Source organism: Arthrobacter sp. SW1, from assembly GCF_001766675.1.
GTDB lineage: Bacteria > Actinomycetota > Actinomycetes > Actinomycetales > Micrococcaceae > Arthrobacter.
The window spans coordinates 39004-53776 of sequence record NZ_MJLT01000006.1 but is presented as its reverse complement, the minus strand read 5'-3'; the positions used below and the strand labels follow the sequence as shown (position 1 = coordinate 53776).

Annotated in this window: 14 protein-coding genes; 4 read left to right on the top strand and 10 right to left on the bottom strand. The window is 67.7% G+C overall.

What is annotated here, in order from left to right:
- Positions 1-10 precede the first annotated feature (10 nt).
- From acnA to BIU82_RS05705, 3 genes are all read right to left on the bottom strand, one after another.
- Positions 11-2821 carry an aconitate hydratase AcnA gene (acnA, locus tag BIU82_RS05715; RefSeq protein WP_070348515.1) on the bottom strand — a complete coding sequence of 937 codons (2811 nt, stop codon included), beginning with the start codon at positions 2819-2821 and terminating at the stop codon, positions 11-13.
- 147 nt (positions 2822-2968) lie between these two features.
- Positions 2969-4339: a TRAM domain-containing protein gene (locus tag BIU82_RS05710; protein ID WP_070348514.1), complete on the bottom strand. Its 1371-nt coding sequence runs from the start codon at positions 4337-4339 to the stop codon at positions 2969-2971.
- Positions 4336-6312 (bottom strand): APC family permease, encoded by a 1977-nt coding sequence (locus BIU82_RS05705; protein ID WP_070348513.1) that lies wholly within the window; start codon positions 6310-6312, stop codon positions 4336-4338. Before BIU82_RS05705 ends, BIU82_RS05710 begins: the two co-directional genes overlap by 4 nt.
- A gap of 100 nt (positions 6313-6412) precedes the next feature.
- Here BIU82_RS05705 and BIU82_RS05700 point away from each other — a divergent pair, with 100 nt between their 5' ends.
- Both BIU82_RS05700 and BIU82_RS05695 read left to right on the top strand, forming a co-directional pair.
- Positions 6413-7087, top strand: coding sequence for a TrkA family potassium uptake protein (locus tag BIU82_RS05700; RefSeq protein WP_070348512.1), 675 nt, complete (start codon positions 6413-6415; stop codon positions 7085-7087).
- A complete protein-coding gene (locus tag BIU82_RS05695; protein ID WP_070348511.1) occupies positions 7084-7809 on the top strand; it encodes a TrkA family potassium uptake protein in 726 nt (241 codons plus the stop codon). Before BIU82_RS05700 ends, BIU82_RS05695 begins: the two co-directional genes overlap by 4 nt.
- A 10-nt stretch (positions 7810-7819) precedes the next feature.
- Here BIU82_RS05695 and BIU82_RS05690 read toward each other — a convergent pair whose 3' ends face one another.
- From BIU82_RS05690 to dut, 4 genes are all read right to left on the bottom strand, one after another.
- Positions 7820-8593 carry a DUF3159 domain-containing protein gene (locus BIU82_RS05690; RefSeq protein WP_070348510.1) on the bottom strand — a complete coding sequence of 258 codons (774 nt, stop codon included), beginning with the start codon at positions 8591-8593 and terminating at the stop codon, positions 7820-7822.
- Positions 8593-8934, bottom strand: coding sequence for a hypothetical protein (locus tag BIU82_RS05685; protein ID WP_253182698.1), 342 nt, complete (start codon positions 8932-8934; stop codon positions 8593-8595). The genes BIU82_RS05690 and BIU82_RS05685 overlap by 1 nt, the downstream gene beginning before the upstream one ends.
- Positions 8927-9673, bottom strand: a complete 747-nt coding sequence (locus BIU82_RS05680) for a DUF3710 domain-containing protein (protein WP_070348509.1) — start codon at positions 9671-9673, stop codon at positions 8927-8929. The genes BIU82_RS05685 and BIU82_RS05680 overlap by 8 nt, the downstream gene beginning before the upstream one ends.
- Before the next feature lie 85 nt (positions 9674-9758).
- A complete protein-coding gene (dut, locus tag BIU82_RS05675) occupies positions 9759-10271 on the bottom strand; it encodes a dUTP diphosphatase (RefSeq protein ID WP_070348508.1) in 513 nt (170 codons plus the stop codon).
- 100 nt (positions 10272-10371) lie between these two features.
- Here dut and BIU82_RS05670 point away from each other — a divergent pair, with 100 nt between their 5' ends.
- Positions 10372-10866 (top strand): DUF3093 domain-containing protein, encoded by a 495-nt coding sequence (locus BIU82_RS05670; RefSeq protein WP_070348507.1) that lies wholly within the window; start codon positions 10372-10374, stop codon positions 10864-10866.
- A 7-nt stretch (positions 10867-10873) separates the two neighbouring features.
- On the opposite strand, the gene BIU82_RS05665 is transcribed toward BIU82_RS05670, so the two are convergent.
- Positions 10874-11173, bottom strand: a complete 300-nt coding sequence (locus tag BIU82_RS05665; protein WP_070348506.1) for a DUF4193 domain-containing protein — start codon at positions 11171-11173, stop codon at positions 10874-10876.
- 232 nt (positions 11174-11405) lie between these two features.
- Here BIU82_RS05665 and sepH point away from each other — a divergent pair, with 232 nt between their 5' ends.
- Positions 11406-12854, top strand: coding sequence for a septation protein SepH (sepH, locus tag BIU82_RS05660; RefSeq protein ID WP_070348555.1), 1449 nt, complete (start codon positions 11406-11408; stop codon positions 12852-12854).
- Here sepH and BIU82_RS05655 read toward each other — a convergent pair.
- Entirely contained in the window at positions 12851-13567 is a 717-nt protein-coding gene (locus BIU82_RS05655; protein ID WP_070348505.1) for a thymidine kinase, read from the bottom strand. The genes sepH and BIU82_RS05655 overlap by 4 nt on opposite strands.
- Positions 13560-14756 carry a nucleotide pyrophosphatase/phosphodiesterase family protein gene (locus BIU82_RS05650; RefSeq protein ID WP_070348554.1) on the bottom strand — a complete coding sequence of 399 codons (1197 nt, stop codon included), beginning with the start codon at positions 14754-14756 and terminating at the stop codon, positions 13560-13562. Before BIU82_RS05650 ends, BIU82_RS05655 begins: the two co-directional genes overlap by 8 nt.
- Positions 14757-14773: the final 17 nt, after the last annotated feature.

The following is a 14773-nucleotide window of genomic DNA, read 5'->3' as shown; positions in this document are numbered from 1 at the left end:
CTTCTGCCTGCTAGTTCGCCGAGATCTGGCGCAGCACGTACTGCAGGATGCCGCCGTTGCGGTAGTAGTCCGCTTCACCGGGGGTGTCGATGCGCAGCACGGCGTCGAAGGACTTGGCGGTGCCGTCCTCGGCCGTTGCGGTCACCTTGAGCGTCTTCGGCGTGGTGCCGTTGTTCAGCTCGGTGACGCCTTCCACGGAGAAGGTTTCGTTGCCGCTCAGGCCCAGGGTTGCAGCGGATTCGCCGGCCGGGAACTGCAGCGGGAGGACGCCCATGCCGATCAGGTTGGAGCGGTGGATGCGCTCGTAGCTTTCGGCGATGACGGCCTTTACGCCCAGGAGCGCGGTACCCTTGGCAGCCCAGTCACGGGACGAACCGGAACCGTATTCCTTGCCTGCCAGGACGACCAGCGGGGTGCCGGCCTTCTGGTAGTTCTGGGCGGCGTCGTAGACGTAGGCCTGCGGGGCGCCTTCCTGGGTGAAGTCCTTCGTGAAACCGCCCTCGACGCCGTCGAGCAGCTGGTTCTTGATGCGGATGTTCGCGAAGGTGCCGCGGATCATGACTTCGTGGTTGCCACGGCGGGAACCGTAGGAGTTGAAGTCCTTGCGCTCCACGCCGTTGGCCAGCAGGTACTGGCCCGCCGGGGTGTCCGACTTGAAGGAACCGGCCGGGGAGATGTGGTCGGTGGTGACCGAATCGCCCAGCTTCAGCAGCACGCGGGCGCCCTGGATGTCCTGGACGGGATCCGGCTGGGCCTTCATGCCCTCGAAGTACGGGGGCTTGCGGACGTAGGTGGAGTCCTCGGCCCAGGCGAAGGTGTCGCCGGCCGGGGTGTCCAGTGCCTGCCAGCGCTCGTCGCCGTCGAAGACGCCTTCGTAGCCCTTGGCGAACATGCCCTCGTCGATCGAGGAGTCAATGACTTCCTGGACCTCGGTGGGGTTCGGCCAGATGTCCTTGAGGAACACCTCGTTGCCTTCGGAGTCGGTGCCCAGGGCATCGGTGTCGAAGTCGAAGTCCATGGTGCCGGCCAGGGCGTAGGCGATGACCAGCGGCGGGGACGCCAGGTAGTTCATCTTGACGTCCGGGTTGATGCGGCCTTCGAAGTTGCGGTTACCGGAAAGGACCGCGGTGACGGAAAGGTCGTTGGCCTGGATGGCCTCGGAGATCTCCGGTTCCAGCGGGCCGGAGTTGCCGATGCAGGTGGCGCAGCCGTAGCCGACGATGTAGAAGCCGAGCTTCTCGAGGTACGGGGTGAGGCCGGACTTCTCGTAGTAGTCGGTGACGACCTTGGAGCCCGGGGCCACGGAGGTCTTGACCCACGGCTTGGCGGTGAGGCCCTTGTTCACGGCGTTGCGGGCCAGCAGTGCCGCGGCGAGCATGACCGAGGGGTTGGACGTGTTGGTGCAGGAGGTGATCGAGGCGATCGACACTGCGCCGTGGTCCAGTTCGAATTCGCGGCCGTCGGCGGTCTTCACGTGCACCGGAGCGGACGGGCGGCCGTGCGCACCGTTGGCTGCGGACTCCACGCGGGCAGTTTCCGTGGTGTGGGAATCCGCGTGGGTGAAGGACGGGGCGTCCGAGGCCGGGAAGGACTCGGCGAGGGATTCGTCCACGCTGCCGTCGGCGATGGCGACGTAGTTGTGGATGTCCTTGCGGAACTGCTCCTTGGCGTCCGTGAGCTCGATGCGGTCCTGGGGACGCTTCGGGCCGGAGATGGACGGTACCACGGTGGACAGGTCCAGCTCGAGGTACTCGGAGAAACGCAGTTCGCGGGAAGGATCGTGCCAGAGGCCCTGTTCCTTGGTGTATGCCTCCACGAGGGCGACGTTTTCCTCGGAGCGGCCGGTGAGGCGCAGGTAGTCGAGGGTGACGTCGTCGATCGGGAACATGGCGGCGGTGGAGCCGAATTCGGGGCTCATGTTGCCGATGGTGGCGCGGTTGGCCAGCGGCACCGCGGCAACGCCTTCGCCGTAGAACTCGACGAACTTGCCCACCACGCCGTGCTTGCGCAGCATTTCGGTGATGGTGAGGACGACGTCGGTGGCGGTGGCGCCGGCCGGGATGCTGCCGTTGAGCTTGAAGCCGACGACGCGCGGGATGAGCATGGAGACCGGCTGGCCGAGCATGGCGGCCTCGGCTTCGATGCCGCCGACGCCCCAGCCGAGCACGCCCAGGCCGTTGACCATGGTGGTGTGGGAGTCGGTACCGACGCAGGTGTCCGGGTAGGCGCGCAGCACGCCGTTGACCTCGCGGGTCATGACGGTGCGGGCCAGGTATTCGATGTTGACCTGGTGCACGATGCCGGTTCCCGGGGGAACGACCTTGAAGTCATCGAACGCGGTCTGGCCCCAGCGCAGGAACTGGTAGCGCTCACCGTTGCGCTGGTATTCGATTTCCATGTTGCGCTCGAGGGCGCCGGCGTTGCCGAAGACGTCGATCTGGACGGAGTGGTCGATGACCATTTCGGCCGGTGCCAGCGGGTTGACGCGCTTGGGGTCGCCGCCGAGGTCCTTGACGGCCTCACGCATGGTGGCCAGGTCCACGACACAGGGGACGCCGGTGAAGTCCTGCATGATGACGCGGGCGGGGGTGAACTGGATCTCGGTGTCGGGCTCCGCGTTCGGATCCCAGCCGGCCAGGGCGCGGACATGGTCGGCCGTAATATTGGCGCCATCTTCGGTCCGCAGGAGGTTTTCAAGCAATACCTTGAGGCTGAACGGAAGGCTGTCTGCGCCTTCAACGGAGTTCAACCGGAAAATTTCATAATCGGTGCCGGCTACATTCAGTACGCCTTTGGAACCGAAGCTGTCCACAGTGCTCATGGCAGGACTCCTCTCGCAACAGCTTTCATCTTTGTCGCGCGGGTCAGCGCTATCTAGTTAGGCAAACCTAATTCAAGCGCCGGGCATCGAGGCCTGCCATGGCCAAGGACGCGACATGGGACGACTATGGCCCCATCGTAATGTCGCCTACGCGTCCGGCACCAGCAATGCCACGGTTTCCAGGTGGTGGGTGTGCGGGTACAGGTCGAAGGCCCGCAGTCCCCCGAGCTTCCAGCCGCCGGCGCGGAAGTAGCCGAGGTCCCGGGCGAACGACGCCGGATCGCAGGAGACGTACGCAATGGCGCGCGGTCCCGAATCCATGAGTTGCTTCACCACAGCCTTGCCGGCGCCGGCGCGCGGCGGGTCGATGACGAGCGAGTCGAAGCGGCGCGGCCGGTTCCGCAGCACCCGCTCCACCCTGCCCTGCACGATTTCCACGTGTCCTTCGCCGTGCAGGTTCTTCCGCGCGTCGCGGCTGGTGCCCGGCGAGCCTTCCACGGACAGCACCGATCCGGTGACGCCGACGGCGTCGGCCAGCGGCGCGGTAAACAGCCCCGCTCCGGCGTACAGGTCGGCGACCGTCGAGCCCGGAAGGAGGTAGCCGCCGTCGTGCAGGAAGGCGCTGACGGCACCCACCAGCGTGTCCGGGGCGTCCTTGTGGATCTGCCAGAAGCCCTCGCCGGTGACCCGGTATTCGTGCCCGGCCGCGGATTCCTGGACCCAGGTGCGTCCGCGCAGCTGAAGCACATCGCCCTTCGCAGGATCGAAGCGTGCCACGGAGACCTCATGCGGGAGCCGGGCGAGCACCTTTCCGAGCCGCTTCGGATCGGCGTCCTCCTCCAAGGCGAGCAGCACCAGGGGACGTGAACCGTTGGCCGGGGCCGCGACCTCGATCCGGACAATTCCGTGCAAGTCGATGTCCCAGAGCTTCAACTCATTGATCGCCGGAACGGCAAGGGGCATCTCCCGGACCGGAACTACCACGTCGGAGCGGTGGGCATGCATGCCCAGGCGGCCTTCCGGAGTAACAGCGAAACCGGCGCGGGTGCGCCAAGCCAGCCCGCCGCCGTCGCGATCACCAGGGCCGGCCGGCTCCACCTCCACGGCAAGCTCGACGCCGGCGAGCCGCTTGAGCTGTTCAGCCAGCACCTCGGACTTCAGCTGCCGCTGCCGCTGCAGGCTGATGTGCCCGAACTCGGCGCCGCCCACGGGCGGTCCGCCCTTGCGCCAGGCCGCCGGCGAATCCGCCTGCTGCCAGAAGTGCGGCCGCCGGTCCGCGGACGCTTCCAGGACCTCGACGACGTCGGCGCGCCAGAAGCGGGAGTCGTCGCCTGCGTCGGTGAGGCGGACCCTGACTTTCTCCCCCGGGATGCCGTGCCGGACGAAGATGACCCGGCCCTCGTGGCGGGCCACGAAATGCCCGCCGTGGGCGACCGGCCCGACGTCGAGCACCAGTTCGCGGGGCGCCTCGTCCGCGCTGGAATGCGGGCGGGGACGGGAAAGCTGGTGATGCGTCATAGGGTGTCCTGCAGTGCCTTTGCTTCTTCGGAGGATTTGAGCTGCCATGGCACGCTGGCCACCATGACGCCGGGTTCAAAGTGGAGCCGTGCCTTGATGCGCAGGGCGGTCTGGTTGTGCACCAGTTGCTCCCACCATTTGCCCACCACGTACTCCGGAATGTAGACCACGATCAGGTCCCGCGGGGAATCGCGGCGCATGTTCTTCACGTAGGACAGGATGGGCGTCACGGTCTCACGGTACGGGCTGGCCAGGACAGTCAGCGGCACCGGGATGTCCAGCTTGTCCCAGTCGGCCACGGTGCGCGCGGTTTCCTCGGAGTCGATGTCCACGATGATGGCATCCAGCCGGGACGGCCGGGACGCCCGCGCGTACGCCAGGGCCCGCAGCACCGGCTTGCGCACGTGGGACACAAGCAGGATCGCGTGGACCCTGGTGGGCAGGGCTCGGGGCGAAGAATCCTCGTCCACGGCCAGCTCCTTGGCCACGTTGTCGTAGTGTGCACGGATGCTCCACATGATCAGGTACAGCACGAACATGGCCAGCAACGCGATCCAGGCGCCCTGTTCGAACTTGGTGATGAGCACGATGGTCAGCACCAGGGCGGTCATGCCGAAGCCCACCATGTTGATGGTGCGCGACTTGAGGATCCGCAGGCGCACGGCCTTGTCCTTGGCGAGCTTGAGCTCGCGTCCCCAGTGCCGGATCATGCCCAGCTGGCTGGCTGTGAAGGAGATGAACACGCCCACGATATAGAGCTGGATCAGCTTGGTGACGTCCGCATTGAACGCCAGGATCAGTACCAGCGCACCGGCGGCGAGGGCCAGGACGCCGTTGCTGTAGGCCAGGCGGTCGCCGCGCGTGCGGAGCTGGCGCGGAAGGTAGCCGTCCTGGGCCAGGATGGAGCCCAGCACGGGGAAGCCGTTGAAGGCCGTGTTGGCGGCGAAAACAAGGATGGTGCCGGTGGCCGCCACCACGATGTAGAACGGGATGGAGCCCAAGCCGAAGATCGTCTGCGCGATCTGGCTGATGGCCGGGTTCTGGATGTAGTCATCCGGCAGCGGCTGCCCGTTCAGCAGGAACTCCGTGGCCGGGTCCAGCACGATGTGCACCTTGGTGGCGTTGGCCAGGTAGATGATGCCCGCAAGCATGGAGGACGCGATCACCCCGAGCAGCAGCAGGGTGGTGGCAGCGTTCTTGCTCTTGGGCTTCTTGAAGTTGGGCACGCCGTTGCTGATGGCTTCGACACCGGTCAGGGCCGCGGCGCCGGAGGAGAAGGCCCGCAGCAGCAGGAACGCCCCGGCCAGGCCCACCAGGCCCTCGTCGAATCCATGGGCAGGAACAATCGTGAACTCCGCGGACGGAGCCTCCCCCAACTGCCCGGTGGCGGCCTGGAAGATGCCGACAGCGGTCATGCCGAGGATGGAGGCCATGAAGATGTAGCTGGGGATCGCGAAGATGGTGCCGGCTTCCTTGATGCCGCGCAGGTTGACGAGCGCCAGGACCACGACGCCGACAGTGGCAATGAGGGCCTGTTGCCCGTGCAGGGCGGGCACCGCCGTGGTCAGGTAGGTGGCGGCCGAGGACATCGACACGGCGACGGTGAGCACATAGTCCACGAGCAACGCGGAGGCGACGGTGAGTCCGGCCTGCTTGCCGAGGTTGACGCTGGCGATCTCGTAGTCGCCGCCGCCCGACGGGTAGGCGTGGACATTCTGCCGGTAGGAGGCCACCACCGTGAGCAAGACCACCATGACGGCGAGGCCCACCCACGGGGAGAACGCCACGGCGCTCACGCCGGCCAAGGCGAGGGTGAGGAGGATTTCGTCCGGCGCGTAGGCCACCGAGGACAGTGCGTCCGAGGCGAAGACCGGCAGTGCGATGCGCTTCGGCAGCAGGGTGTGGGACAAGCTGTCATTCCGGAAGGGCCGCCCCACCAGCACCCGTTTGACCGCGTTGAAAATAGTCAGCACCCGGCCACGTTACTCGTATTCACAGGCGATGTCATGGCAAGCGACATTGCCCCCGGTAGAGTCTTACGCAGCGACAAGCACAAGTTTAGAAGGAGAGACCGTGGCTCACTTCGTGATCATGGGTTGCGGAAGGGTCGGCGCCACGCTGGCGCACACCCTGGAGGACTCCGGCCACTCGGTGGCCATCATCGACCAGGACGACCGCGCGTTCCGCCGGCTCCGCAGCGGTTTCACCGGCCGGAAGGTCACCGGCGTCGGCTTCGACCGGGACACCCTGAAACAGGCCGGCTGCGATGAGGCCTACGCGTTCGCCGCCGTCTCCAGCGGCGACAATTCGAACATCCTGGCCACCCGCGTGGCCCGTGAGAACTTCCACGTCCCGCACGTCGTTGCCCGGATCTACGATCCCGGCCGCGCCGAAATCTACCAGCGCCTGGGCATCCCCACGGTGGCGGCGGTGCGTTGGAGCGCCGACCAGGTGCTCCGCCGGATCCTGCCCGAACAGCACCTCGCCGGCGACTACCGCGAACCCTCCGGACGGCTGGTCCTGGCCGAGGTGGATCTGCACGACAAGTGGATCGGCCATTCCATCGATGCCATCGAAGCCGCCTCCGGCACCCGCGTGGCCTTCCTCACCCGCTTCGGCGAAGGCATCCTGCCCGGGCATGGCACTTCCTACCAGGAGGGCGACACCGTACACGTGATGCTGGAGACAAGCCGCAGCAGCGAAGTGCAGCGCATCCTGGCCAGTGTTCCCGCGAAGGAGTCCGAGTGAAAGTCGTCATCGTCGGCGCAGGCAGCGTGGGATCATCGATCGCCCGTGAACTGCTGGCACACAAGCACGAAATCCTGCTGATCGACCTCAAGCCCGAAGTGATCGGACGCAGCGGCCTGCGCGGTGCGCGCTGGCTGGTGGGCGACGCCTGTGAACTGAGCACGCTGCAGGAGGCGAAGCTGGAGGAGGCCGACGTCGTGGTGTCCGCCAGCGGTGATGACAAGGTCAACCTGGTGGTGTCCCTGCTGGCGAAGACCGAATTCGGCGTGGGCCGCACGGTGGGCCGGGTGAACAACCCCAAGAACGACTGGATGTTCAACGACTCCTGGGGCGTCGACGTCGCGGTCAACACTCCGCAGCTGATGACGGCGCTCGTGGAGGAAGCAGTGGAGATCGGCGACCTGGTGCGCCTGCTCACCCTGCAGACGGGCGTGTCCTCGCTTGTCGAGTTCACGGTGCCGCACGACTCGCACATCATCGGCAGCACGGTGGGCGCGATCGACTGGCCGGAGGACTCCACCCTGGTGGCGATCCTGCGCGACCACGCCCCCATCACGCCAAGCCGGGATGATGTGATCGACGGCGGCGACGAACTGTTCTTCGTCACCACCATCGCCGCGGAGGACGGGCTCCGTGCCCTGCTGTCCCCCTCAGCGCACGGCAGCGGTTCCGCCGAGGAAGAACTGCCGGAGCAGGCAGAGGACGACGGCTTCGACGGCTAGCTTGTGATGTTCAGGCAGCCGGTCCGCGCCCCGCGGGCCGGCTCAACAGCCAGGCCACCCACAAGCCCAGGATGTACAGCGGCGCACCCATGATCAGGCGCATGGTCGCCAGCGCCGCCAGGCCCGCTTCGCCCTGCAGGTACAGCGGAACCTGCACGACGAGCCGCAACGCCAGCACGCCGACCACCACCCAGGTGGCGATGCTGTAGGCGCGCAGCCGCTCCGGATCCTTGCGCCATTCGATGCCTTCGTTGCGCACGAAGCCGAACAGCAGGCCGGTAATGGGCCACTTGAGCACCACGGACAACGCCATGCCCGCGATATAGGCGGCATTCGTGTAGAAGCCCAGGACGTAGAAGTCCTCCGCCTTGCCGGTGGTGTTGGCCAGCCACGCGGAAATCGCGACGCCGGCAATTCCGGCGAGTGCCTGCGTCAGGGGACGCTTCTGCACCAGGCGGACCACCGTGAAGACGGCGGCCGCGGCGAGGGCCGCGATCAAGGACACCGGAAGCTCGCGCGTGATGGTGAAGGCAATGAGGAACACGAGGCCCGGCAGGATGCTCTCGGCAATACCCTGGACGCCACCCGCGGACTTGAGGATGTCCACGTGGCCGTGCTTGTTGCGCTGCAGGCCCGCTTTTTCGGCATAGCCGGCCGCCAGCGCGGCAATCCCGGGCGCGGACTCCGGCGCGGTTTCGGCCGGACGCGGGGTGCCGTTGGCCGGCGGGGAACCGTTGCCTGGTTCGATCGTGCCGTCCGGTTCGTTTCCGTGGGGCGCGGTCATCAATGCTCCTGCCGGGTGAGGATTTCGTAGCGGGGGTTGAACATGGTGGGCATGCCGTCACGGACGGTGACCATGCCCTCGAAACGCAGCTTGGACCCGGGCTCGAGTCCGGGCATCCGGCGGCGGCCAAGCCAGACAACGCGCAGGCGCGGCGGTGCGGCAGCGGCCGCACCGTGGCTGATGTCCTCCACCACGATGGCGGAGAACTGGGCCTGTTCGCTGGCCGGCGGGTAGGTCACCGATTCGATGAATCCGATGCAGCTGACCCGCCCGCGGCGGGGCAGATCGCTGATGTCGCGGGGTTCGCCGGACGGCGTCCCCCGGAACTGGCCGTCAACCAATCTCGGTGATCTCCGGTCCGCGTTCGGGCTGTGCCAGGCCGGGGGCGGGGGTGCCGTCCTGGCCTGCCGCGACGGCGTCCTTGGGCAGGCGGAGCTGGAGGAGCTCGCGGGGCGGCATCGGATTGTCCCCGCGGACGACGACGACCCGGCGGAAGAGCTCTTCGAGCCCGGCAGCCTGGTCACGTTCGAGGGCGGCAGCTCCACCGATCACGCCGCGAAGGAACCAACGCGGGCCGTCGACGCCCATGAAGCGGGCGGCGCGGAAGCCCTGGAGTCCCTGGGCGGTTTCGCTGGGCAGCTTCGCCACGAGTTCCGGGCCGAAGGTGCCGTCGATTTCTTCGGTTTCGCCGCCCTGGCTGGCGACGGATTCTGCAATCTGTTCGCGGATTTCGCCCCAGAGGCCCTCGGAGCGCGGGGCGGCGAACGCCTGCAGCTGCAGGCTTGAACCGTGGAGGTCCATGGTCACCGCAACCACGCGCTGGCTGGCTTCCTCGACTTCCAGGCGCAGCTGGAGGCCTTCGACCGGCTGGATCAGCAGGGCGCCAAGATCGAGGTAGCCCTCCTGGCTGTCGATCTCGGACACATCCCACGGGCCTTTGGCGACCCGGAAGTCCCCCTTGGCCGTCGTGGTTTCCGCGGCGCCGCCGTCGGCCGCAGCGGCCTCGTCCCGGTCCGCCGTGTCCTGGTCCGCCGCGTCCGGGCGGACGTCTTTGGACTTCTTACCGCGCCCAAAAAACATTGGGTCCTCTCCTTTGTTGTGGTCGATCCCCCGGCCGGCCGCGCCCTGCCGTCATGCCCGCGGGGCGGCGTGCCTGCCTGCGTCCTTAGGGCCTGGCGCTTGAAAACCCGCCGGTGGAGCCGAATCCGCCGGCCCCGCGCACAGTTTCCGACAGCTCCTCCACCTGGACGAAGCCGGCGTATTCCACGCGCTGGATCACCATCTGGGCGATCCGGTCGCCGCGCTTGAGCTCGATCGGATGGCTCTGGTCGGTATTGAGCAGGGTCACGGCGATTTCACCACGGTACCCGGCGTCGACGGTTCCGGGGGCGTTGACCACGGTGAGTCCGTGCTTCGTGGCGAGGCCCGAGCGCGGGTGGATCAGCGCGACGTAGCCGTTGGGCAGCCCGATCGATACTCCCGTGGGCACGAGTTTCCGCTCGCCGGGGGCGAGGGTGACGTCCTCACGGGCGCGGAGGTCCGCACCCGCATCGCCCGGGTGCGCGTACGACGGCGCTTCCAGGCCGTCGTCGAGCATTTTCAGTTCGACCCGGAGGGTCGGGGCGCCGTATTCGGCGGAAGCTTCTTCTGGGCTAATGACTGCTGACTCCTGGCTCACAATGCTTCATTCTAGCCTCCAGAGGCTGCCCGGATGCCGCGCGGTCCGCGCAGGCAGGTGCGGGTCCGGAGGCCGGCAGGCGGAGGGATAAGCTGGAGCCATGCCTGAAGCGACCGCCTCCTCACCCATGCCCGGCCAGCCCCTGAACGGATCCGACGTCCTGTTCTCGGAGAAGCTATGGCCTTCGGTATGGATCTGGCTGATCGTCGCCGGCCTGTCCGGCGCGGGCATCCTGGTCTTCGCTCCGATCAGCGCCCTCGCGGGCATCATCGCGGCCCTGGTGCTCGCCGGGATCATGACGGTCCTGCTGCTGCTCTCCACGCCTGCGATCGTCGTCCGCCGGGATTCCCTGCAGGTGGGCCGGGCGAGCATTCCGCGCGCGCTGCTGGGCCAGGCCGAAGCGTTCCGCAAGGACGAAGCCACCGCGGAGCGCGGTACCCGGCTCAACGGCCTCGCTTTCCTGTGCATCCGCGGCTGGATCGACCCCGTGGTACGCATCCCGGTCAACGATCCCGAGGACCGCACCCCCTACTGGCTCACCTCGACCCGCCGTCCGGACGAGCTGCTCAAGGCGCTGGCCGCACCCACGGCGTAGCGAGGCGCTAGCCTTCGCACTCCAGGCAGTACAGCTTTCCGTCCTTTTCCAAGGCGATCTGGGAACGGTGCTTCACCAGGAAGCAGTTGGCACAGGTGAACTCGTCGGCCTGCGCCGGAAGGACCTGGATCTGAAGTTCCTCGTTCGACAGGTCGGCCCCGGGCAGCTCGAAAGCGTCTGCCAGGTCACTTTCGTCAATGTCGACCGCGGCGGAGGATTTCTCCGTCCGGCGGGTCTTGAGCTCTTCGATGGACTCCTCGCCCGCGTCCTCTTCGGTCTTGCGCGGGGCATCGTAATCCGTTGCCATGGTCCCTTCTTTGCTGCGTTGCGTTGACTTGCATGGTGCATTCCACCGTGCCGCCGCGGGCACCGGCCCGCTGGCTTACGTATGTAACGCAGGGGCATCCGCTTTTGTGCCCGCACTCCCCCAAGGCCCCGGAATGCGTGGAAATTCGCGGCACGCCCTTTGGCCTAGTAGGAATTGCCCCGTGCTGGTGGCAGAGTTTCGAATGTCGGAAAAGGCCATGGTGGAGGATTTGATGCGGGAACTACGGCTTGTTGGCGTCCATGACGACGGCGGACATCTCCTGCTGAGCGGAAGCGGCGGCGAAATGTTCCAGCTGCCGATCGACGAAGCACTGCGTGTAGCTGCCAGCCGCACACCCGCCCAGGTGGCCGCCCGCGCCTCGATCGCACCCGTCGCCATGTCTCCCCGCGACATCCAGGCCCGCATCCGTTCCGGCGCCAGCGCCGCCGACGTCGCCGAACTCTCCGGCCTCCCCCTCGCCAACGTCCAGCGCTACGAAGGCCCCGTTCTTGCCGAACGCGAATACATCGCACAGCAGGCCCGCAAGGTGGAGGTCGCTTCTCCGTCTCCGGGCCACGATGCCTACCGGGCCGCGTTCGGCGATGCCCCGGCCAGCCTGGACGACATGGTGAACCACCGGCTGTCAGCCCACGGCATCGACCCCGCCACCGTTGAGTGGGACTCCTGGCGCCGCAACGACGGCACGTGGACCGTGGTGGCGCGCTTCGAACCGAACACCGGCGCGCCGGCCAGCATCGGCGAGGAACCGCCGGCAATGTGGACCTTCACCCCGGGCCGCAAAACGCTGCAGAACGCCAACCGCTGGGCGCAGCAGCTCAGCGAACTGGAGCCGCTGGACGGCCCTTTGCCCGCCCGCCGGCTGTCCGCCGTCGCCGACCGGCCTTTCGACTTCGAGACCGACGCCGACGAAGGCGAAGGTTCCACCGGCCCGGACGCCGACGGTCTGCTGGACATGCTCCGGCTGCGCCGCGGCCAGCGGCTGGGCATCGATGAGGACGGCGACGACGCCCTCGCCCTGTTGCTGGGCGGCGGAGTTCCGGCCGCCCACCCGCGGGACGAAGACCTCGACGACGACTCTGCAGCCGAAGATGCGCAGGAAACCCGCCCCGTGGCGCGCCTGAGCCTCGCCTCCCTGAACCCCGATGTCCTGGAAGGTTCCCGGGACGACTCCGACGACGATTCCCTCCACCTGCACGAGGGCGTCAGCACCGATACCCGGGAAATCACCGTGGTTCCCGCGTCCTTGCGCGCGCTCGGCAATCCCCCCGCAAAGGCCGACGGGGACGACGTTGACGAGAGCGCGGCTGACGACCAGGTTCCGGAAACGGCCGCCCTCGATACCGAATGCGACGAGGACGCCAGCGGGGCCCCTCAGCGTGCCGGATTGGACGAACTGCTCGGTGGAGCATCCCGCCGCCAGAGCGAGGAACCCCGGCGCCGCCGGACCCCGCTGAGTGCCTGGACCCGGCATGCCTCACCCGGAAGCGGCACTGCAAGCGAATCCGGCAGCTCATCTCAAACCGCCAAGCCTGATGCTGAAACCCCCGCGGCGAAGAACGATACGAAGGAAGCGGCACCCGCCGAGCGCCAGCCGGCACGGCCCAAGCGCTCCAGCGTTCCCAGCTGGGACGACATCGTCTTCGGCACCCGCGGCGACTAGTTCCCCGGCTGCTGCTTTCCTGAGCCCTGCCACAGGCAGGCATCGAGCTCGAACGGGAGCGACTCTTCCCGGCCGGCCATCAGCCCGGCGGCATGGGCGGTGACCCTGCGCATGTAGTGGCGGCGGCACAACGTTTCGTACCCGACCACCGGGGTGTCGCCCGGCGCGGGCCGGCCGTCGTCGCCGGCGATGTCCCCGACGACCACCTGCGCACCGGTGACCACCATGATGCCGTCCACCGTGCGGGCGTTGTGCGTGGCGCGGCGGCCGCACCAGCACAGGGCTTGGACCTGAAGGACCTCGATCCGGTCCGCCAGCTCCACCAGCCGCTGGGAACCGGGGAAGAGCCGGGCACGGAAATCGGTGGTGATGCCGAAGGCGAACACGTCAACGTCCATCTCGTCCACCAGGCGGGCGAGCTGCTCCACCTGCTCCGGCGAGTAGAACTGGGCCTCATCGCAGATCAGGTAGTCGACGCGCATGCCGCCGGTCCGGCGTCGTACGGTCTCCTCCCAGAAGTCCGTGCGGTCGGTGACCTCGACGGCATCGCTGCGCAGCCCGAGCCGGCTGGAGATCACGGATTCGCCGGCGCGGTCGTTGCGGCTGAAACGGATGCCGCCGCGGCCGCGCGCCCGGTGGTTGTAATCCATCTGCAGCGCCAGGGTGGACTTGCCGCAGTCCATGGTTCCGGAGAAGAAGACCAGCTCAGCCACGCCGGCGCTTCGATCCGGCCGCCGGGAAGCACAGCAGGGGCACTTCGCGTTCGGGCTTGGTCAGGGAACCGTGCTGGCCAACCACTTCCATGGCGGCGGGGCGGACCCGGCGGGTGTCGTACAGGGCCAGGGTGTCGCGGGCGGCGATCATCACGTCACCGATCCGCGGCGCCACCTCGGGACGGAGGGCGCCGAAGAGTCCCGCGGCCAGGCCCTGTTCACGGGTGAAGGCCCAGATCCGTTCGCCGAAGCGGCGGCGCCAGGCGTCCAGGATGGCCTCACGAGCGGCCTCCCCCGCGTCCGGTTCCATGTACAGGTGCACCATGCGGGGTTCACCGGCCGTGTGACGGACCCCGGCGATCAGGGCGGGATCCGCCGAGTAGTCCAGGCGCTGGGATTCGGGCACGTCCAGCATGCCGTGGTCACCGGTGACCAGGATGGTGGTTCCTGCGGGGAGGGTGGCGGAGAGCCGCTTGACGGTGGAGTCGAGTTCTTCGAGCTGGTGCTCCCAGCGCTCGGAACCGCAGCCGTAGCGGTGGCCGGCTTTGTCGAGTTCGTTCACGTAGAAGTACATGAGGGAACGGTTGCCGCCGGCCATGGCTTCGGCGGCGAGGGCCGTGCGGGCGTGCAGCGAGGTGCCGCCCAGGAAGCGGCTGCCGCGCAGGGCCGCACGGGTCATGGGCGAGTGGCCGAACTGCGGCAGGCTGACCGTCACGACGTCGATCTCTTCGGCGGCCCGTTCGAAGATCGATGGGAAAGGCTGCCACTCCAGGGGATCCACCTTGGCGTCCCAGTTCCCCAGCAGGTTCACGACTTTGTCCTGGGCCGGGTCCAGGACGTCGTAGCCCACCATGCCGTGCTCGCCCGGCGTGCGGCCGGTGCCGAGGCTGGCCAAGGAGGACGCCGTGGTGGAGGGGAAGGCGGAATCGAGCCAGACCGGAACCCGGCCCTGCCCGGCGGCAGCCACGGAGCGCAGGAACGGGGTGTGCGCGGCCTTCTTCTTCAGCAGGTTCCGGCCGAGACCGTCAGCCAGGACCACGCAGACGCGCTGCGCGGGCGGCAACTGCAGCATGTTGCTGAAACCGGGCAGGCCCAGGCTGGCGGCGGCGCTGCCGAGGACTTCGGCGATGGATTGTTTTCCGTAAAGGGGCGCGGCGGGAAGCTCCGCGTGGCCGGACGTTGAAGGCATGGCGACGGGTCCGGACT

Bases quoted from the DNA above. Each gene is read 5' to 3' on its own strand.
- acnA (WP_070348515.1), bottom strand. From the start codon at position 2,821: ATGAGCACTGTGGACAGCTTCGGTTCCAAAGGCGTACTGAATGTAGCC.
- BIU82_RS05710 (WP_070348514.1), bottom strand. From the start codon at position 4,339: ATGACGCATCACCAGCTTTCCCGTCCCCGCCCGCATTCCAGCGCGGAC.
- BIU82_RS05690 (WP_070348510.1), bottom strand. From the start codon at position 8,593: ATGACCGCGCCCCACGGAAACGAACCGGACGGCACGATCGAACCAGGC.
- BIU82_RS05680 (WP_070348509.1), bottom strand. From the start codon at position 9,673: ATGTTTTTTGGGCGCGGTAAGAAGTCCAAAGACGTCCGCCCGGACGCG.
- BIU82_RS05670 (WP_070348507.1), top strand. From the start codon at position 10,372: ATGCCTGAAGCGACCGCCTCCTCACCCATGCCCGGCCAGCCCCTGAAC.
- BIU82_RS05665 (WP_070348506.1), bottom strand. From the start codon at position 11,173: ATGGCAACGGATTACGATGCCCCGCGCAAGACCGAAGAGGACGCGGGC.
- sepH (WP_070348555.1), top strand. From the start codon at position 11,406: ATGCGGGAACTACGGCTTGTTGGCGTCCATGACGACGGCGGACATCTC.
- BIU82_RS05650 (WP_070348554.1), bottom strand. From the start codon at position 14,756: ATGCCTTCAACGTCCGGCCACGCGGAGCTTCCCGCCGCGCCCCTTTAC.